This is a genomic window from Flavobacterium sp. CF136, from assembly GCF_000282055.1.
GTDB lineage: Bacteria > Bacteroidota > Bacteroidia > Flavobacteriales > Flavobacteriaceae > Flavobacterium.
The window spans coordinates 1-20961 of record NZ_AKJZ01000003.1; the positions used below are offsets into that span (position 1 = coordinate 1).

The following is a 20961-nucleotide window of genomic DNA, read 5'->3' on the forward strand; positions in this document are numbered from 1 at the left end:
CTTTTTGGGGCATGTTCATAATTAGAAATGGCTTTTGTTATTTTTTTTAATTTTTTTATAAAACTTCTCCTTTAATTTTCAAGGCAACCCGGCCATCAGGATAATTTACAGCATTGGTCTCGACGGTTATTGTTTTACGAATCGGACCAATTGACATATTGTATTTTACGTCAATTTTACCTTTCTTCCCTGGCATAATAGGTGAACTGGGTTTTGTAATAACTATGGTACTCAATGTTGATTGGGCAGAAGTTATCACTAAGGGAGCATCTCCTGTATTAGTAAATTCAAAGGATCGCATAGCATTATCACTTTTTGTGATTCTTCCGTAATCAATTGTATTGTCCTGGGCTTCAAATTCAATTTTTGGGCCGTTTTGTGAATAACCTACCACACTAAGCAATAGGATTATAATAAAAGTGGCAACATTTTTCATTTTGAAATTGTTTTAAGTTGTAAGTAAATATACTTTCTTTTAATTAATACACAAATTATTATTTCGCTTTTTATAGTGTACTTAATTATTTACTTTTGCTGTCGATAATAAATACAAAAATTAAACCAAAGTGTTTATGATTTATTTGTTTAACTGTTTAATCGTTTTTTTTGATTCATAAATAACGATTAAAAGCAGGTATGCAAATTAACGATTAAACAAATTAACGATTAAACAATACCCACGATAAAATGACAATTCCAGCACAATTTGACGCTAAAACGATCGAGAATAAATGGTATGATTACTGGATGAAAAACAATTATTTTCATTCAGAACCAGATCATAGAACACCTTATACAATTGTAATCCCGCCACCAAATGTCACTGGAGTTTTGCACATGGGGCATATGTTGAACAATACAATTCAGGATGTTTTAATTCGTAGAGCACGTCTTAAAGGCTTTAATGCTTGTTGGGTTCCGGGAACAGACCATGCATCGATTGCTACCGAAGCAAAAGTTGTTGCTAAACTGAAAGCGGAAGGAATCAATAAAAATGATTTAACACGCGAAGAATTCTTAGCTCATGCCTGGGAATGGACAGACAAATATGGTGGTGTAATCTTAGATCAGCTTAAAAAATTAGGTGCTTCCTGCGATTGGGAGCGTACAAAATTTACTATGGATCCGGACATGTCAGCATCTGTAATTAAGTCGTTTGTTGATTTATATAACAAAGGTTTGATTTACAGAGGATACCGAATGGTAAATTGGGATCCTGAAGCTAAAACAACGCTTTCTGACGAAGAGGTAATTTATGAAGAACAACAAGGAAAACTATTTTTCCTAAAATATAAAATTGAAGGTTCTGAAGATTTTCTGACGATTGCTACAACTCGTCCTGAAACTATTTTTGGGGATACTGCTATTTGTATCAACCCGAATGATGAGCGTTTTACACATTTGAAAGGTAAAAAAGCAATTGTTCCTATTTGTGGAAGAGTGATTCCAATTATCGAAGACGAATATGTAGATATTGAATTCGGAACCGGGTGCTTAAAAGTGACTCCGGCTCACGATATGAATGACAAAACATTAGGAGAAAAACATAATCTTGAAATCGTTGATATTTTTAATGAAGATGCTACGCTAAATAGTTTCGGATTACAGTATCAGGGAAAAGATCGTTTTGTGGTTCGTACCGAAATTGCAAAAGAATTAGAAGAGATTGGAGCTTTGGCTAAAACCGAAATCCATCTGAATAAAGTAGGAACTTCTGAAAGAACAAAAGCGGTAATCGAGCCAAGATTATCAGATCAGTGGTTTTTGAAAATGGAAGATTTAGTAAAACCTGCAATTAAATCTGTTTTAGTTGACGGTGATATTAAATTACATCCAAAGCGTTTCGAAAATACCTATGCGCATTGGTTAAATAATATCCGTGATTGGAATATCTCTCGTCAATTATGGTGGGGGCAACAAATTCCTGCGTATTATTATGGAGACGGAAAAGAAGATTTCGTAGTTGCAGAAAATATCGAAGATGCTTTAGCTTTGGCTAAAGAAAAAACTTCAAATTTGAAACTTGAAACAAAAGATTTAAAACAAGATGTTGATGCACTAGATACCTGGTTTTCATCCTGGCTATGGCCGATGTCAGTTTTTGGCGGAATCATGGATCCCGAAAGTGCAGATTACAAATATTATTATCCAACAAATGACTTGGTTACTGGTCCGGATATTTTGTTTTTCTGGGTTGCCAGAATGATTATTGCAGGCTACGAATATGCTGGTGAAAAACCATTCACCAATGTGTATTTAACAGGTTTAGTACGCGATAAACAACGTCGTAAAATGTCTAAATCATTAGGGAACTCTCCTGATCCTTTAGATTTGATCGATAAGTTTGGTGCGGATGGTGTTCGTGTAGGATTGCTTTTAAGCGCTTCTGCAGGAAACGATATTATGTTTGATGAAGAATTATGTAATCAGGGAAAAGCATTTTCTAATAAGATTTGGAATGCTTTTAAATTGATAAAAGGCTGGGAAGTTTCAGAAACAATTCCACAGCCGGAATCATCAAAAACAGCAATTGAATGGTACGAAGCGAAATTGCAGCAAACGCTTGTTGACATTGAAGATAACTTTGAGAAATATAGAATTTCAGATTCATTAATGGCAATTTACAAATTAGTTTGGGATGATTTCTGTTCATGGTTTCTTGAAATGATCAAACCGGCATACCAACAGCCAATTGATAAAAAGACGTTTGACAAAGCAATCGAAATGTTAGAAAACAACTTGAAATTGCTTCACCCGTTTATGCCTTTCCTGACAGAAGAAATTTGGCATTTAATTGCCGAAAGAACTCCTGAAGAAGCTTTAATTGTTTCGATCTGGCCGGAATTAAAATCATTTGATGCAAAATTAATTGCTGATTTTGAAAATTCAATTGAAGTAATTTCAGGAATCAGAACGATTCGTAAAGACAAGAATATTCCGTTTAAAGATACTATTGAATTGAAAGTAGTGAACAACGACAAAGCTTCCACTTATTTTGATTCGGTTGTAACTAAATTAGGAAACATTACTTCATTAGAATATGTTTCTGAAAAAGTTGACGGGGCATTATCTTTCCGTGTAAAATCAAATGAGTATTTTATTCCGATTACAGGAAATATCGATGTTGACGCTGAAATCACAAAATTGACAGAAGAGCTGAATTATACCAAAGGATTCTTAAAATCTGTTGAAGCAAAGCTTTTAAACGAAAAATTTGTAAACGGAGCTCCAGAAAAAGTTTTAAATATAGAAAAACAAAAACAAGCCGATGCACTTGCAAAAATTGCTACAATCGAGCAAAGTTTAGCCGGTTTGAAATAATTTAGGATTTTCTTTTTAAAAATAAAACGCCGACAGATTTCTGAAATCTGTCGGCGTTTTGATTATTTAGAGATAATTATTTTTTAGCAGTTGTTTGTGCTTTTTCTTCCCAATGGGTCGCAAGATCATTATAATTAACAGGATTTGCAGATTTTTGATTGATTAATCTTCCCGATTCAAATGCCCTGACGAGAATTGTTTCTATCGCATAATCTTCATTTACTTCATATGGCTGATATTCTTTTTTTAAACTGATGTTAAACATACTGGCCGTTGTATTTGAAACGAATGCCTTAAAGCCACTTTTTAAAGTCCTTATCAGTTCATAAGTAGTTTTACCGGTTTGGCGATGTATTAGTTTAACCAAAATCTGCCCTTGTTTTCGAGAGAGTTTTTTTAATCTGTCTTCGAACTCATTGTTCAGGTAATCTTCAACAATTTTAAAATATTTTTTCTTCTCACGATTGGTTTTCAAACGTGCCATTCCATTATTTAAAGCGGTCAATCGATCAGCAGCCAGCTTTGCATACGGATACGTTTTATAAACCCGGTTTTGGAGTATCAGGAATTGCTTTTGACTTTCAGGATCCAGTTTTTCTTTTGAGATAATAATTTCGGGCAACTCAATGGTATCATTAAGGATTGAGTCGTTTTCAGTAAGCGTGTAGCCCATCTCAGAGTTTTCTTTAGGAGTTACCTGTGCTTTAGCAGCAATAGAAATTAAAAGAAAACATAAAATACAAGTTGTAAATCTCATAGACATATTAATTTAAGTGTAAAATTATACATTATATACACAACTGTAATACCAAATTTATAAATTAGCAAAAAAATATTTTTATGAGTATAAAATCAATCTTAAATGATACCTCAATTGCTTTTTTAGAAAGCTATCTTAATAATGCTTCTCCAACAGGTTATGAAAGTGAAGGACAGAAGCTCTGGATGAATTATTTGAAACCTTATGTAGATACTTTTATCACCGATACTTACGGTACTGCTGTTGGAGTTATTAACCCTGAGGCTGAGTTTAAAGTAGTAATTGAAGGACATGCAGATGAAATTTCATGGTATGTAAATTATATTACTGATGACGGTTTATTATATGTTATCCGAAACGGAGGTTCAGACCATCAGATAGCACCATCAAAAAGAGTAAATATCCATACCAAAAAAGGAATTGTAAAAGGTGTTTTTGGATGGCCTGCGATTCATACGCGTTTGCGTGATAAGGAAGAAGCTCCAAAAATCAGTAATATTTTTATTGATCTGGGCTGTGAAACCAAAGATGAAGTCGAAGCCATGGGAGTTCATGTTGGCTGTGTGATTACTTATCCTGATGAATTTATGGTGTTGAACGAAAATAAATTTGTTTGCCGTGCAATTGATAACCGAATGGGAGGTTTTATGATTGCCGAAGTAGCCCGCTTATTACATGAAAATAAAAAGAAATTACCTTTTGGATTATACATTGTAAACTCCGTTCAGGAAGAAATTGGCCTCCGTGGTGCCGAAATGATTTCACAAAGAATTAAGCCAAATGTTGCAATCGTAACTGATGTTTGTCATGATACAACAACTCCTATGATTGATAAAAAAGTTGAAGGCGACCTTAAAATGGGTAAAGGACCGGTAATCGCTTATGCACCTGCTGTACAGAATAACCTGCGTGAATTGATTGTTAATACTGCCGAAGAAAATAAAATACCGTTTCAGCGTCATGCTACATCAAGAGCTACAGGAACAGATACTGATGCTTTTGCTTACAGCAATGGTGGCGTAGCATCGGCATTGATTTCTCTGCCTTTGCGTTATATGCATACAACAGTAGAAATGGTGCACAGAGAAGATGTTGAAAATGTAATCCAATTGATCTATGAATCATTATTGAAAATTGATAATAACGAGACTTTCTCTTATTTCAAATAAAAATATAATTAGAAGTCAATTTGGTTATTTTATAAGTAACCGAATTGACTGATAAAAGCAATAATTTTTACTGTTTTATAGATTTTAGTTTGATATATTGCACACAAATCTTATAAACTTAAAATCTGTTTGATGAAATATATTTATTTTTTGTTAGCCCTCTTTTTTATCAGTTTGATAGCATCTATTATAAATCCCAAAGAAGTTTTTACTTGTTTCCTTGAAATTATTCCAGCCATAATTGGTGTATTGATCCTGACCTTCACTTTTAAAAAATTTCGATTTACAAATTTCACTTATACTTTGATATTGGTACATTGTATAATTCTCTTTATTGGAGGTCATTATACGTATGCTGAAGTTCCATTTTTTGATTATATAAAAGAGATTTTTCATCAAAGTCGAAATAACTATGATAAAGTGGGGCATTTTGCGCAAGGTTTAGTTCCCGCAATGATTATTAGGGAATTATTCATTCGCAAAAATGTAATCAGCAACAAAAGTTTTTTCAACTTTATTATTGTCAGTATTTGTTTAGCGATTAGTGCTGCCTATGAGTGGATTGAATGGGGAGTTTCAATTGTGACAGGAGACGGGGGTGATGCTTTTTTAGGTACTCAGGGTTATGTTTGGGACACACAGTCAGATATGTTATTTGCAACTATAGGCGCCATTACAGGATTGTTCTTGTTCTCTAAAATTCAGGACAACGAAATAAATAAAGCGAGCTTTTAAATTAGTTAAATGATTAGGAGCTGTTCCTGCTATCCGCTATATCTTTTTTGCTTAAAAAAACAAAAAAGGATGCCGCTCCTATCAGGGCTAAAATCAAAAAGACCTTCTAGTGATAGAAGGTCTTTGTATTTTTGCTTACTAATTCAAAAATATTTTGTGAAGCTAATTATTTTAAATCTTTCAAAATCGCAATAGCTTCTGTTGCATTTGATAACTGTGCATATTTTAAAGCTGTAAATCCTTTTTCATTTTTAGTAGCCGGACGAGCTCCATTGGCCAATAAAACTTTAATTATTTCTACTTTATTATAACGGGCAGCAACCATTAATGGAGACATATCGTCTGATTTTTCATTTACATCTGCTCCGTATTCAATAAATTTCACAACGATTTGCAGATCTCCTTTAGATATAGCAACATTTAATGGTGTTGCATCATAGTTTTTAATTAAACTGTTTTTTTCGGTATTAACTGGCAAGTGATTAAATGCCATTGATACATTTGTAAAAGCCACTAAGGCTACTCCTAAAATAATGATTGATTTTTTCATAATGATTGTTTGTTAATTGATTGATTAATTGTTGATGATTTTAAAACTGATGTAAAAGTAATCTAAAAAATAGTATTTTGTATTGCAAGGTACTATGTTTTAACTATTAATTAACGTTTTCTTAATTTAAGACTTCTAATGTTAATCTTTAATATTGATTTCCTTGTTAATATAGACGACGAAAAACCTGAAATGTTACAGAATATCAAAATATTATATAAAACAAATTGAAATTGTTATATTTTTTCAAAATCAAAGCGTGACTTTTTTTAACTTTACTTCAGTCTGAATGTTAAAATTTAACAGTAGTATTTCCGAAACTGGAAAAAAAATAAATAATTATAGAATTTATACGAGTTTACATTAATTAACCTTAAAATCACAAAACTATGGGAGTCATCAAAAAAATTCTTATCGCTTTAATCTTAATTTTAGCAATTGTATTAATTGCGGCTTACTTCATGCCCAAAGAATATGCTGTAACCAAAGAAATTACCATAAACAAACCTGTTGATACGGTTTTTAATTATGTGAGATATTTAAAGAATCAAAACGAATTTAGTGTTTGGGCTAATATTGACCCTAAAATGAAATCAACTTACAAAGGAACTGACGGAGAAGTTGGCTCAATTTCCGCATGGGAAAGCGATGTAAAGGATGTTGGTGTCGGTGAACAGGAGATAACAAAAATTACCAAAGGGAAACGTATTGATTTTGCACTACGATTTAAAAAACCAATGGATGATACTGCAGTAGGATTTATGTCTACGGAAGCTGTTTCCGGAAATAAAACCAAAGTAAAGTGGGGAATCAGCGGTGTTATGCCTTACCCAATGAATTTGATGCTGCCCATGATGAAAATGGACCAGATGATTGGTAATGATTTACAAAAAGGCCTCGACAATTTAAAGGTAAAAATGGAAGAATGATAAGGCTTAGCCACAGATTATTCAGATTAAAAGATTTGTAAATCTGAATAATCTGTGGAAAAAAAAACTATTTCAACTTAAATTTTTTATTATAAACATTCTTCAAATCATTCTCAAACAAAGTATAAGAATCCTCATAAAATTTAATAAAATCAGGAGCACTAGTTTGTCCGGGAAACGGAGCATAAAAATGTGTTGGGCTTGTTGCATCATTACGCCAAACCAAAACATAAGCTAATTCTAACTTCTCAACTTTTAAAACTTTAAGCAAAGTTTCTGTCCACCAGGTCGCATTCGGAATTGACTCTAAACCTGTTTCAGTTAAGGCGGCTAATTTATTCTTTTTGATCCCCACATCCGAAATTATTTTGAGCTTCCTGATGGAAGCTTCCAGATCATATTTGCCATCCCTGCCAAAATCACCATAATCATCCATACCAAACATATCCACATAATCATCTCCCGGATAACGTTCTAAATATTCCTCTTCAGAATTAAATCTATTGTCCGGTGAAAAAGCATAAATAAAATTATGTACGCCTAAAGTATCTCTCAAATAAGAAACAGTAAATTGCCAGACAGCAATAAAATCTTCTCGCGAAGTATATTTTTTACCCCACCAAAACCAATCACCGTCAAACTCATGATAAGGCCTAAAAATCATTGGAGCCAGCGAACCATCTTTTGCTTTTACAGAATTTGCAAAATCAGCAATGGTTTTTAAAATTTCTTTATATTGCTCATGATGGGAACCACCAGGTTTAATTAATGACATAGCGGCTACGGAAACGGAGTCTTTCCAATAAAAACCGCCACCGGAAGCGGGATTCAAAAAATGCCACGAAACTGTTGTAATTCCACCTCGTTCATAAGTGTCAATAACATTCTTTTTGAGGGTTTCTTTTGTTTTTTCAATTGCATCGTTTGATTGTCCCGAAAAACCACTGAAATCGATTCCAACTACAGCTGGATGTGAACCGGTTACCAATTTCACATCTGATCTATTAGTTTCATTTGACCATCCATGACCGTATTCCAGTGCATGCTGATGTCCAAACAAAATATGTTCTTTCGAAATAGTTTTTAAATTATGGTATAAATTTCTGGTTTCTTTTGTCGCATTTTTGTCAATCTGTGCAAAAAGAAAATGCCCTGCTGTCATAAATAGAATTAGCAAGGCATTTTTTTTATTTGTAATAACGGTCATGGTTTAAATAGTTTAGTTTAAACCCGAAAATTACTCTTTAGAAATAAGGTAATCTAATACGTTTTTTTCAATACGTTGGTCAATATTATCAATATCAGCCTTAACAAATTTTTCTCCTAAGATATTTTCATATAACTCAATATATCTTTCAGAAACTGATTCGATATATGTGTCGGTCATTTCAGGAATTTGCTGTCCTTCCTGACCTTGAAAACCATTTTCGATTAACCAGCGGCGTACAAATTCTTTTGATAATTGTTTTTGCTCTTCTCCTTTTTCCTGTCTTTCCTGATATCCGTCAGCATAAAAATAACGTGAAGAATCCGGAGTGTGAATTTCATCAATTAAAACGATAACTCCATCTTTTGTTTTTCCGAATTCATATTTAGTATCCACTAAAATTAAACCACGGCTTGCAGCAATTTCAGTTCCTCTTTGGAATAAATCTCGAGTGTATTTTTCTAAAACAATATAATCTTCTTCAGTAACAATTCCTTTTGCTAAAATAGCTGAACGGGAAATATCTTCATCATGAGAACCATTATCGGCTTTTGTAGTGGGTGTGATAATAGGTTCCGGAAATTTATCATTCTCTTTTAAACCTTCTGCCATTGTTACACCACAAATTTGTCTTTTTCCAGCAGCATATTCTCTCGCCGCATGTCCTGAAAGATAACCACGAATAACCATCTCTACTTTAAAAGGATCACATAAATGCCCCACGGCAACATTTGGATCCGGAGTAGCAATCAACCAGTTTGGTACAATATCTTCGGTCAATTCCATGAATTTTGTAGCGATCTGATTCAGAATTTGTCCTTTGTACGGAATTCCTTTTGGTAAAACCACATCAAAAGCAGAAAGTCGGTCGGTAGCAACCATTACTAAAAGTTCGTCATTAATATTATAAACTTCTCTGACTTTTCCGCGGTAAACAGATTTTTGATTCGGGAAATTAAAATTTGTAGTTGTGATTGTATTGCTCATTATTCTTAGTTGTGTTGTGTTTTACGAATGCAAATTTAAAACTAATTAAAAGAAAAAAAGAATCTAATTTATATTCTTTTTTTTAGTCACAGTTTTCAGTCTCAGTCACAGTCTGCAAACCGAAAACTTATTTCAAGAGTGTTGAATTAAATAAATTTAAGATTCTGCTATATTCATCAATCCAGGAATATGTTTCTTTGAATCCGTGTGCCTCAACAGGAAAAGAAGCAAGGTTCCAGTTCTTTTTTTCCAACTCGATAAAACGCTGTGATAAACGAACAATATCCTTATATTCTACATTATCATCGACCATTCCGTGAAGCATCACTAAATTTCCTTTTAAATTATCGGCATAATAAATAGGAGAGCTTTTTTTATAAGAATCGGGGTCAGTTTCAGGGAAATTCAAAATATTTCCTGTGTATCCGTGATTATAATGTGCCCAATCCGTAACAGAACGCAATGCAGCTCCCGAAGCAAACTCACCGGGAGTCGTTAACATTCCCATTAAAGTGATAAAACCTCCATACGAACCTCCATAAATACCAACTCTTTTAGCATCAATATCTAAATTATCCACCAGATATTTTTTACCATCAATATGATCCGATAAATCTTTTCCTCCCATAAAACGATAAATTCCAGTTCTGAAATCACGTCCATAACCATCACTTCCTCTGTAATCAATATCCAAAACTGTGTAACCCAAGTCTGTTAACAAATTATGAAACATATATTCCCTGTAGTAATTACTCCAATAATTATGTGCATTTTGTAAATATCCAGCACCGTGAACAAAAATTACAGCAGCTTTATTTTTATTATCTGTTTTAGGAGTATACAATCTCGCATTTATCGGAGTTCCATCCTGTGACTTGAACGTAATAATCTGAGGTTCTCTCCATTGGTATTTTTTAAAACTCTCAGAAGGCGAAGATGAAATTTGCTGCAATGCTGTATTCTTTTTGTTTTCGGCAATATAAAAATCCCAAGGAATATTTTTATAGGAATAACGTACCAAAAGTGTTTTTTCATCTGGAGATAAAATTACTTCGTTTGCTCCGTCCTTAGTTAAAATGGGTTGTAAAACACCATCGGCAGTATTTAATTTATAAAAATTTCTATTTCCCGGATGTGTTGTATTAGTTGTTAAGTAAAATACTTTTTTATCTTTTGATAAAGTTACATCACGAACTTCCCAATTACCTTTTGTTAATTGCGCTTTCTTTTTGGATTTTAAATTATAAGTATATAAGTGGGAGTATCCGGTCGCTTCAGATTGAAAATATATAGTTTGATTATCTGCTAAAAAACCTAAAGTTCCGGAAGAAAAAGAATAAGACGGAATACCTGGACCGCCAATCCATGCTTCATCATGCTGATGCTCAATTTCTTCAAAACCCCCTTTTTCAAGATTTAAATTCACTAACCATCTGTCTTTATTGTCCTGACTTCTGATTTCAACAATGGCAAAAGAGCCATTTTCATTATAAACCGGAGCCTGCGCTACAATTAATTTGTCTTCTTTGGCTTTGTTTTTTAAATTGTCATATAATTCATAATATTTTGGGGTATCCTGAATGTGGCTTAAAGCCGAAAAATTCACAAAGTAAACGGAATCTTTTACAACAGAATATATAGCAAAACGGGTTTTAACAAGATTCTTTACAGAAACTTTTTCCTTTGTTTCCTGCGTTTGGTTATAACCGTCGGCAGTTATAAAAACTTCCATTTTTTCCTGCTTAGTATCTAGTGGTTCAACTAAAATAAAAGTAGCAAAACTTCCATTTGGATTTACTTTCAAACTATAAAAATCATCTTTTCCATAATAATATTCTTTGGCAAAATCATCTTTTACAGCTTTACTTTTAGCCAGATTCCATTCTTTTTTTGCTTCCTGATCTCTTATAAACTGAAATAACTCTTTTTGTTGGGTTTTCAAAAAAGAATCTTTTTCAGGTTTTGGTTCTTTTTTGTTCCCTTTGCTGAAATTGGTAATTTGTAAAACGGTACCTTCTTTGGTGTTGTATTTAAAAATGTTATTATTTTGTTCGAAGAATATTATCCCTGCTTGATTTCCTAATTGCAAATTAGAAATAGGAGTAGATTGTTGTAATAACTTTTTGATTGATTTTGAACGAATTGAATAGGAATACAAATTTCCCTTATCAAGATAATAAGCAATATCTGATCCTGATTTAACTTTAAAATCAAGGTGAGAAAAGGCAGCCTCTTTTGGGTATGCAGCTTCTGGTTTTGTCATTCCTTTTTGCCAAAAGTATGTACTTGCTCCCAATTCATCTTTTGGGTTCCATTCAAAGTAAACTTTTTTTCCATCTAATGACCAGCGTCCGTTTGTTGGTTGATTTCCGATATAGGATTCACCTTTCATTATTTCCTCTAATTTCAAATTTTGGCTGCTTCCGGTTATTGAAAAAATTAAAAAAGCAAGGATAAAAAAGTTTTTTGTCATGGGTAATATTATTTGAGAAAACAAAAATACACTTTGAAAAGTATTAAAAAAATTGTTTCACTTTTTTGTCTGCTAAATCTTTATGGAATATTGATTGAAAGCAAAAAATCCTTGAAGAATTTCTTTCAAGGATTTCATTTATATATGAAAAATTATTTAAAAGCTAAATAAGCAAAGCTTAGCTTGCAACAAATTCTCTGTTTAGAATTTTAGACGAAATATATTTTGCCACACCATCTTCTGCATTGGTTTTTATAACTTCTAAATTTGGTAGTGTTTCTTTTAATAAAACCGGTGCATTCCCCATAATTAAACCTTTTCCTGTTGAAGATAACATCTGAACATCATTGAATCCATCTCCAAAAGAAACAGCTTCTTCAGTTGTGAAGCCTTCTTTTTCCAGTACTTTCATTATTGCAACGGCTTTATCAACTGATTTATCCATAAATTCAAGACAGGTTGGCAAACTAAAAGCATGATGCAAATGTTCAGAAGAATTCACTAAAACAGCATCTTTTAATTTGACCAATTTTTCGTGATTATCGTGTGCGAAAAATATTTTGATAGCTCCAAAATCTTCTAAAGTTTTATAATCGACCAATTCGGGATGATATTTCAATTCAGACTGAAAAGCATTCAATTTTTCGCTTAATTTATTTGTTAGCCATACATTTTCCTTAAATAAAACCACAGTAATTTCCGGATCAATATCAACACTTAAAGCTGTTTTTACAATATCACTATTTAAATTGAATGAAAAAAGTTCTTCCTTTTCAGGTGAATGGATTCTGGCTCCATTAGAACTCACTAAATAAACCGGAACTTCCAGTGTTTCGATAATAGCCATCGCATCAAGATGATGACGGCCTGTGGCAACTACAATAAGATAATTTTGATTGTGAAGTTCCTGAAAAATTGATTTGGTGTAATCTGATATTCTGTGTTGCGGATTGAGTAAGGTTCCATCTAAATCACTTACAACAACTTTTATATTCTTAAGCTTAGTCATATTAAAGATCAGGTATTTTATGATGTGCAAATTTACGGTTTTAGAATTAGAAGAACAAAGATGGAGAGTCGTCAAAGTCTAAATTAGGGGAAGTTTATTATTTATTTAACTATTTGTCAAAGCTGCCTTTTAAATAATTTAAACTTTTATAATTCCTGATCTGTATAAATTCAATGCTTTTTGTAAAATACTTTCAATTTGTTCCAAAGGCAAATCTTTACCAGCATTCAACATCATAATTTTCATTCTCGAACGGGCTTCCTGAATTAAAAAAGGTTCATCAAAGTGTTTTCCTTCTACAATTCCGATATAAGGCTGTTTTAGTTTTTTGTGAATCCATAAATAGCAGAACATTTTTCCTTTGTAGCAAAAAAAAGGCATTCCGTATTTTAAGACATGAGTGATATTATGATCTTGTTTTAGAATAATATCTTTTAACGCAAGGAATACACCTTTTACAGGTTCTTCTTGTTTTAAATAAAAATCATCTAATTGTTTCATGTGTTTTTTAGTTTAAACTCAATCTTGTCATTCCGTAGGAATCTAAATTTATATTGTTTTGAGATTTCTACGGAATGACAAAACTGATTCAAAAAAATATTCGTTTTACACATTTTCATAAAGATATGTATAAAACGAATATTATTAAACATCAAAATACATTTTACGATTTACATTTGACATTTTACTAAAAAACATTTCACAAAATTAATCGTGATTTTCTATTTGTTTATAAGCGTCAATTACCTTTTTAACCAATCTGTGACGAACGATGTCTTTATCATCAAGATAAATAATTCCGATTCCGTCAACGTCTTTCAGAACCAAAATAGCTTCTTTAAGACCAGAAATAGTTCTTCTTGGTAAATCGACCTGTCCGGGATCACCCGTAATCATAAATTTGGCGTTTTTTCCCATACGGGTCAAAAACATTTTCATTTGCGAGTGGGTTGTGTTTTGAGCTTCATCCAGAATTACAAAAGCATTATCCAGTGTACGTCCACGCATAAATGCCAATGGAGCAATCTGAATGATTCCTTTCAAAATGTAATCTTCCAGTTTTTCATTTGGCAGCATATCACGGAGAGCATCATAAAGGGGCTGCATATACGGATCAAGTTTTTCTTTCATATCACCGGGTAAAAAACCAAGATTTTCTCCTGCTTCAACCGCTGGCCTTGTTAATATGATCCTTTTTACTTCCTTGTCTTTAAGCGCTTTTACCGCCATTGCCACGCCTGTATAGGTTTTTCCTGTTCCGGCTGGTCCGACTGCAAATACCATGTCATTCTTTTTGATGGTATCAACCAATAATTGCTGGTTAGGCGTCATGGCTTTAATGATTTTACCGCCAACACCATGAACTAATATTTTGTCATGATCATATGATCTTTTTTCATCCTGACCATCACTCATAATTACACGTTCAATTACATTATCGTCAATATTATTGTATCGGGTAAAATGGAGCATCAGCCTTTGAAACCTTTTTTCGAATTCATCTAAAACTTCTTTTTCGCCAAATGCTTTCAAAGTCGTCCCTCGTGCTACTATTTTAAGCTTTGGGTAGTACTTTTTGATTATTTCAAGATGAGTGTCTTGAGCGCCCCAAAAGTCTTTTGGAGCGATGTCTATTAGCTCGATTATTCTTTCGTTCAAATGAGGTAGTTTTAAATTAAAATTAAATCTTTCTATAAATCAATTGGCTGTCGGGTCTTTTTTATTAAAAAAGCAATTTGTCTTTTCTTTCTTGCTTTTTTGTAATTACTATTACTAGCTTTGCATTTCTCAAATTTAATGAAAATTAGATTTAAATACTATCAATAGTTATAAACAAAATGATGTCAATAATTACCCTTACTACCGATTATGGCTTAAAAGACCACTTTGTTGGTTCGCTGAAGGGGAAAATTTTGTCTGAATATTCAGAAGCTCAAATCATTGATATTTCACATGATATTGATCCATTTAATACATCTGAAGCAAGTTACATTATTGGAGCATCCTATTTAAGTTTCCCAAAAGGAACGGTACATTTAATAGGAGTAGATATTGAATTGAACAAAGAAAACCAGCATATTGCCATGCAATGGAATGATCATTACTTTATTTGCGCTGATAATGGTATTTTGAGTATGCTGACACAAAAAATTGTTCCGCAAAAAATTGTTGCAATCAATATTCATGATCGTTTTCCGAGTGAATACAGTGATTTGGATGTTTTTATAAAAGTAGCCTGCCATTTGGCAAAAGGCGGCTTGCTGAATGTTATTGGCAAAGAAATTTCAGCAATTAAACAAATAACGGAATTGCAGCCTGTCATAGCAGCTGACGGAAATTCTATCAAAGGGAATGTTATCTATATTGACCATTTTGGAAATGTTGTTACAAATATCTCTAAAAAACAATTTCTGGAAATAGCCAAAGGCCGGCCATATGAAATTGTGATGAAGCCAAAAAGCATCAAAACCATTCTGCCGAATTATTCAGCTATTGCAAGTTCTGAAAAATATCCGATTAAAACTTATGAAGGTGAGAAACTGGCTATTTTCAACGAAGCTGGTTTTCTTGAAATCGCTATTTTTAGAAGTAATCCTTCAAATGTGGGTTCTGCAAATAGTTTATTAGGATTGAATTACAGAGATGTGATTACGGTTCAATTTTTATGATTTTAGATTATGGATTTCAGATTCATGTGATAATCAAAAAATTGTTTTTATAACTCAAAAAATATACTGAAAAAACAATCATTTTTGGTATTTTTGCGCGCTTGTAGCCATTTTTCAATCTAAAATCTAAACTCAGAATCTAAAAATTATTAAAGATGCTTGTTCGAATAGTAAAAATGAGTTTCCACGAGGATAAGATTCCTGATTTTCTGGAGAATTTTGAAATCATCAAAGACAAAATACGAAATGCAGAAGGAAACCGTTTTTTAGAATTGTATCAGGATAAAAATGACAAATGCATATTTTTCACATACAGCTATTGGGAAACCGAAGCCGATTTAGAAAATTATCGACAATCTGAACTTTTTAATTCGGTTTGGAATTTTACAAAAAAGCTTTTCAATGCAAAACCGGAAGCGTGGAGTGTCGACAAGCTGGTTAGTTTAGTTTAAAGTTTTATGTTTCAAGTTATATACTTGATGTGAATACTGAAATGAATTAACCGCAAAGAACACAAAGAAAATATTTTAAATATTTTTATAACCTAAAGTTTGCAAAGCAACTTGAAACCTGAAACAAAAAAAACTTGAAACAAAAATAAAGTTACATGAAATCTATCATTTTACGGGAAATAAAATCTTTTTTTGGCTCTCCAATTGGCTATTTGGTCATTGCGATTTTCTTAATCAGCAACGGACTATTTTTATGGGTTTTTGAAGGAAACTACAATATATTAAACACAGGCTATGCCGATTTAACTCCGTTTTTCACATTAGCACCCTGGATTTTAATTTTCCTGATTCCGGCTGTTACCATGAGAAGTTTTTCTGATGAAAAAAAACAAGGAACTTTAGAATTGCTTTTAACCAAACCATTATCGATTTGGGAAATTGTAAACGGAAAATTTTTAGGTGCTGCATTTTTAATCATTTTAGCAATCGTACCTACATTTATTTATGTAAAAGTGATTTCGAATTTAGGATTACCAGAAGGAAATATTGATATGGGAAGTACGATTGGTTCTTATTTCGGCTTGTTATTCCTGATTGCTGCCTATTCTGCCATTGGGATTTTTACTTCTACACTTTCAGAAAATCAAATTGTAGCCTTTATCATTTCAGTTTTTATCTGTTTTTTCTTTTATTTCGGATTTGAAGGTTTGGCTTCATTAATTCCTGATGCTTCCGGTATTATTTCAGTATTAGGTATGCAGGATCATTTTAAAAGTATGAGCAGAGGTGTAATTGACACTCGCGATGTGATTTACTTTTTAAGTATTACCATATTGTTTTTGTCTTTTACTGTGTATCAATTAAAATCTTTTAAAGCCTAATGAAAGCAGCTACTCAAAAAAATATCAAAACTTTAGGGATTACAATTTTTATTTTAATCGTTTTAAATGTACTTGGAAGCTTGTTTTTCCACCGATTTGATTTGACTAAAGACAAACGATATACTTTATCTGTAACTTCCTTGCAAATCGTAAAACAGATTAAAAATCCGTTATCGATCAAGATTTATATGCAGGGTGATTTACCGGCAGACTTTAGACGTTTACAACAGGAAACCAGACAATTATTAGAAGAATTCCAGGCTTATAACAGCAATATTGTTTTCGAATTTGTTAATCCGTTGGAAAATAAGGATGAAAGCATGGATGTGGTAAAATCACTTTATCAAAAAGGGCTTACTCCAATAAATATTACTGTTGATGATAAAGGAAAGCAATCACAGGCAATGGTTTTTCCCTGGGCAATTGCAGTTTATAATAATAAAGAAGTTAATATCCCATTGCTAAAAAACATAATGGGTGCTTCGACTACACAAAAAGTAATCGGATCGGTACAGCATTTAGAGTATTCTATTGCCGATGCCATTAATAAAATCACTAAAGACAAACAAAAGAAAGTTGCTATTATAAAAGGAAATGGTGAAATGAAAGAAGTTCACATAGCCAAAATGTTGATGCAAATTCGTGAAAGCTATTATATTGGCCCTTTTACATTAGATTCAGTTGCTAAAAATCCAACAGGAAGTTTAGAGGCGCTGAAAAAATACGATTTGGCAATTATTGCAAAACCAACTGAAACTTTTTCTGATGAAGAAAAACAGGTTTTAGATCAATTTATCATGAATGGCGGAAAAACACTTTGGCTAATAGATCAGGTTGCAGCTGATATGGATAGTTTATACAATCAGGCTGGTGCTACTTTGGCATATCCAAGAGATTTAAACCTTAATGATATGTTCTTTAAATATGGGTTCAGAATTAATCCGGATTTAGTAAAAGATGAGCAGGGCAGTCCAATAAAATTAGCAACAGGAGAGCAGGGAAGCGCTACACAATATCAGGATTTCATTTGGAAGTATGCTCCGCTTGTCACACCTGAAGCGAAACATCCAATTGTGAAAAATTTAGGCGGAATCAAATTTGATTTTGCCAGTCCAATTGATACTTTGAAAAACGGAATTAAAAAAACGGTATTATTAAAATCGTCACCTTATTCTAAGAAGATTGGAACTCCAACTGAAATCAATTTAAATATTGTAACAGAGAAATCTACACCCCAGGATTACATCAATAAAGGAAACCTTCCGCTTTCTGTTTTATTAGAAGGAAGTTTTCATTCGGTTTTTGAAAATCGTGTTTTGCCATTTAAAGAGAATTCATTTTTATCAAAAGGAAAACCTACAAAAATGATTGTCATTGCTGATGGGGATTTAGCTAAAAACCAACTGGATAAAAACATGATGCCTGTAGAATTAGGATACGACCAACGCTCCGGGAATTTATATGACAATAAGGATTTTGTAATGAATTGCATTAATTATTTGTTAGATGATACCGGACTTATTAACATTAGAAGTAAAGATTTGAATTTGCCATTATTGGATAAAGAAAAGGTTTATGAAAACTACAGTCTGACGCAGTTCATAACTATCGGACTTCCAATTCTAATTTTATTAATTTTCGGACTGGCTTTTACTTATATAAGAAAAAGGAAATACAGCAAATAGATGTTAATAAAAAAATTGTAAAACTAAGATTGTTTACGATATATTTGTAAAATGTATCCCCGGTGGGCAAAAACCAATAAATACATAAAAAAATAAAACAAAACAGATGAAATTTATAGTATCGAGTTCGTACTTATTAAAGCAATTACAAGTTTTAGGTAGTGTTATTAACAGTAACAATACGTTACCTATTTTAGATAACTTTTTATTTGAACTGAACAATAATGAGTTGACGGTTTCTGCTTCAGATCTTGAAACGACAATGTCGGCTACATTATCAATCGATTCTAAAAGTAAAGGGAGTGTAGCTGTGCCGGCTAAACTTTTACTTGAAATTTTAAAAACGTTTCCTGAACAACCTTTGACTTTTACAGTTGAAGATAATAATACAGTTGAAATTAGTTCTAACTCAGGAAAATATGCTTTAGCGTATGCTGCCGGTGAAGAATTTCCTAAATCAGTACATCTTGAAGATCCTTCAGTAACACTTGTTCCAGCTGATGTTTTAGCAACCGCAGTAAGCAAAACTATTTTTGCAGCCGGAAACGATGATTTACGTCCTGTAATGTCTGGAGTTTTCTTTCAGTTCTCACCAGAAGGATTAACTTTTGTAGCAACAGACGCTCATAAATTGGTAAAATATGCCCGTACAGATGTAAAAGCATCTCAGGTTGCTGATTTTATTATGCCGAAAAAACCTTTAAACATTTTAAAAAGTATTTTAGGAACTTCTGATGCTGAAGTAAAAATTGAATATAACGATTCAAATGCAACTTTCTCATTTGACAACTATATCTTGATGTGTCGTTTAATTGATGGAAAGTATCCAAATTATGAAGCGGTAATTCCAAAAGAAAATCCAAACAAATTAATGATCGATCGTTCTTTGTTTTTAAGTTCAGTTCGTCGTGTGGCAATTTTCTCAAACAAAACAACGCACCAAATCCGTTTAAAAATTGCAGGAGCCGAATTAAATGTTTCTGCTGAGGATATCGATTACTCAAACAAAGCCGAAGAAAGATTGACTTGTGATTATCAGGGAGATGATCTTCAAATTGGTTTCAACTCTCGTTTCTTAACAGAAATGTTGACCAACTTACAATCAGATATGATTATGTTAGAGATGTCATTGCCTAACAGGGCTGGGATTTTAACACCAGTTGACGGTTTAGAAGAAGGAGAAACTGTTACAATGCTGGTAATGCCTGTAATGTTAAATAGTTAACATCAAATCTTCTTTTTGTTACAGGGATTTTTTTTAGTTTCAAATTAAAGACATATCATTGTAAAAAAAAAATATCGCTATTAACCAACCATTTTTTATACCTAGAAACCGCAATTCCTACAAAGAGTTGCGGTTTTTTATTTTGGCTCAGTTTCAGATTAAAAAGTTCAGGGTTCAAGTGTTATATACTTTACGGTTGAACAAACACAATGCAGGTAAACCTGAAACTTGAAACCTGAAATAATTTTCTTTAACTTTGTGATATGAAAATAGAAATTTGGTCGGACATCATGTGTCCATTTTGTTATATAGGAAAAAGGCAATTGGAAAAGGCTTTGGCTGAATTTCCAAATGATGAATTTGAAATTGAATGGAAAAGTTTTCAGCTAGATCCATCAATAACTGAGCAGTCGGGTAAAGATGTTTATACATTTCTGGCTGAGCGAAAAGGTATTTCCGTTGAACAATCTGTAGAAATGCATAAAGGTGTTGTTGAAAGAGCAAAAAGTGTAGGTCTCGATTATCACTTTGATAAAGCTATTATTTCAAATTCTTTAAAGGCGCATCGAATTATTCAATTAGCTAAAACTAAAAAAGCAGGCGATGAAATGGAAGAGATTTTCTTCAAAGCTTATTTTACAGAGGGACGTGATTTAAATGATGATTCAACCTTGATAGAACTGGCATCGCAAGCAGGTTTGAATTCGGCAGATGTTCAGGAAGTTGTTCAAAACGAAAATTTATATTTGATAGAAGTAAAGGCTGATATTGATGAAGCACGGGAAATAGGAGTACAGGGTGTTCCCTTTTTTGTATTTGATAGAAAATATGCTATTTCCGGAGCTCAGCCTCTTGAAACTTTTGTGGAAACAATTAATGAAGTTAGGACTAAGAAATAAACCTTAATAT

19 protein-coding genes are annotated in these 20961 nt (G+C 32.7%); 10 read left to right on the top strand and 9 right to left on the bottom strand.

The features are described 5' to 3' along the window. Positions 1 to 55: 55 nt before the first annotated feature. Positions 56 to 436, bottom strand: coding sequence for a DUF1573 domain-containing protein (locus tag PMI10_RS00175; RefSeq protein ID WP_007803141.1), 381 nt, complete (start codon positions 434 to 436; stop codon positions 56 to 58). Between the two features lie 251 nt (positions 437 to 687). On the opposite strand from PMI10_RS00175, the gene PMI10_RS00180 reads away from it, so the two are divergent. After that, on the top strand, positions 688 to 3321 hold the full coding sequence (locus PMI10_RS00180) for a valine--tRNA ligase (RefSeq protein WP_007803142.1): 2634 nt from the start codon (positions 688 to 690) through the stop codon (positions 3319 to 3321). A gap of 76 nt (positions 3322 to 3397) precedes the next feature. On the opposite strand, the gene PMI10_RS00185 is transcribed toward PMI10_RS00180, so the two are convergent. After that, positions 3398 to 4078 carry a DUF4294 domain-containing protein gene (locus PMI10_RS00185; RefSeq protein WP_007803143.1) on the bottom strand — a complete coding sequence of 227 codons (681 nt, stop codon included), beginning with the start codon at positions 4076 to 4078 and terminating at the stop codon, positions 3398 to 3400. An 83-nt stretch (positions 4079 to 4161) separates the two neighbouring features. Between PMI10_RS00185 and PMI10_RS00190 the strand changes: the two genes are divergently transcribed. Next, a complete protein-coding gene (locus PMI10_RS00190) occupies positions 4162 to 5250 on the top strand; it encodes a M42 family metallopeptidase (protein ID WP_007803144.1) in 1089 nt (362 codons plus the stop codon). Positions 5251 to 5382: 132 nt separating this feature from the next. Further along, positions 5383 to 5985: a DUF2238 domain-containing protein gene (locus PMI10_RS00195; RefSeq protein WP_007803145.1), complete on the top strand. Its 603-nt coding sequence runs from the start codon at positions 5383 to 5385 to the stop codon at positions 5983 to 5985. Positions 5986 to 6151: 166 nt separating this feature from the next. Here the strand turns inward: PMI10_RS00195 and PMI10_RS00200 are convergent, their stop codons facing one another. Then, positions 6152 to 6535 carry an ankyrin repeat domain-containing protein gene (locus tag PMI10_RS00200; RefSeq protein WP_007803147.1) on the bottom strand — a complete coding sequence of 128 codons (384 nt, stop codon included), beginning with the start codon at positions 6533 to 6535 and terminating at the stop codon, positions 6152 to 6154. A gap of 389 nt (positions 6536 to 6924) precedes the next feature. Between PMI10_RS00200 and PMI10_RS00205 the strand changes: the two genes are divergently transcribed. After that, complete coding sequence (locus tag PMI10_RS00205; protein ID WP_007803151.1) at positions 6925 to 7464, top strand: SRPBCC family protein; 540 nt, start codon at positions 6925 to 6927, stop codon at positions 7462 to 7464. Positions 7465 to 7531: 67 nt separating this feature from the next. Here PMI10_RS00205 and PMI10_RS00210 read toward each other — a convergent pair whose 3' ends face one another. The 6 genes from PMI10_RS00210 to PMI10_RS00235 form a co-directional block, all read right to left on the bottom strand. Next, entirely contained in the window at positions 7532 to 8671 is a 1140-nt protein-coding gene (locus PMI10_RS00210; protein WP_007803152.1) for a glycosyl hydrolase, read from the bottom strand. A gap of 30 nt (positions 8672 to 8701) precedes the next feature. Beyond that, positions 8702 to 9658: a phosphoribosylaminoimidazolesuccinocarboxamide synthase gene (locus tag PMI10_RS00215; RefSeq protein WP_007803153.1), complete on the bottom strand. Its 957-nt coding sequence runs from the start codon at positions 9656 to 9658 to the stop codon at positions 8702 to 8704. A 127-nt stretch (positions 9659 to 9785) separates the two neighbouring features. After that, positions 9786 to 12131: a S9 family peptidase gene (locus tag PMI10_RS00220; RefSeq protein ID WP_007803154.1), complete on the bottom strand. Its 2346-nt coding sequence runs from the start codon at positions 12129 to 12131 to the stop codon at positions 9786 to 9788. Positions 12132 to 12309: 178 nt separating this feature from the next. Continuing rightward, positions 12310 to 13140 (bottom strand): Cof-type HAD-IIB family hydrolase, encoded by an 831-nt coding sequence (locus tag PMI10_RS00225; RefSeq protein ID WP_007803155.1) that lies wholly within the window; start codon positions 13138 to 13140, stop codon positions 12310 to 12312. 138 nt (positions 13141 to 13278) lie between these two features. Further along, on the bottom strand, positions 13279 to 13641 hold the full coding sequence (locus tag PMI10_RS00230; protein ID WP_007803157.1) for a DUF1801 domain-containing protein: 363 nt from the start codon (positions 13639 to 13641) through the stop codon (positions 13279 to 13281). Between the two features lie 207 nt (positions 13642 to 13848). Continuing rightward, entirely contained in the window at positions 13849 to 14799 is a 951-nt protein-coding gene (locus tag PMI10_RS00235; RefSeq protein WP_007803159.1) for a PhoH family protein, read from the bottom strand. 182 nt (positions 14800 to 14981) lie between these two features. Here PMI10_RS00235 and PMI10_RS00240 point away from each other — a divergent pair, with 182 nt between their 5' ends. The 6 genes from PMI10_RS00240 to PMI10_RS00265 all read left to right on the top strand — a co-directional run bounded on the left by PMI10_RS00240 (position 14982) and on the right by PMI10_RS00265 (position 20951). Further along, positions 14982 to 15809 (top strand): SAM hydrolase/SAM-dependent halogenase family protein, encoded by an 828-nt coding sequence (locus PMI10_RS00240; RefSeq protein ID WP_007803161.1) that lies wholly within the window; start codon positions 14982 to 14984, stop codon positions 15807 to 15809. Between the two features lie 155 nt (positions 15810 to 15964). After that, positions 15965 to 16261: a putative quinol monooxygenase gene (locus PMI10_RS00245; RefSeq protein WP_007803163.1), complete on the top strand. Its 297-nt coding sequence runs from the start codon at positions 15965 to 15967 to the stop codon at positions 16259 to 16261. Positions 16262 to 16416: 155 nt separating this feature from the next. Further along, complete coding sequence (gene gldF / locus PMI10_RS00250; RefSeq protein WP_007803165.1) at positions 16417 to 17142, top strand: gliding motility-associated ABC transporter permease subunit GldF; 726 nt, start codon at positions 16417 to 16419, stop codon at positions 17140 to 17142. Further along, entirely contained in the window at positions 17142 to 18827 is a 1686-nt protein-coding gene (gene gldG, locus PMI10_RS00255; RefSeq protein ID WP_007803167.1) for a gliding motility-associated ABC transporter substrate-binding protein GldG, read from the top strand. The genes gldF and gldG overlap by 1 nt, the downstream gene beginning before the upstream one ends. 106 nt (positions 18828 to 18933) lie before the next feature. Next, entirely contained in the window at positions 18934 to 20052 is a 1119-nt protein-coding gene (gene dnaN / locus PMI10_RS00260; protein ID WP_007803169.1) for a DNA polymerase III subunit beta, read from the top strand. 263 nt (positions 20053 to 20315) lie between these two features. After that, a complete protein-coding gene (locus PMI10_RS00265; protein ID WP_007803171.1) occupies positions 20316 to 20951 on the top strand; it encodes a DsbA family oxidoreductase in 636 nt (211 codons plus the stop codon). Positions 20952 to 20961: the final 10 nt, after the last annotated feature.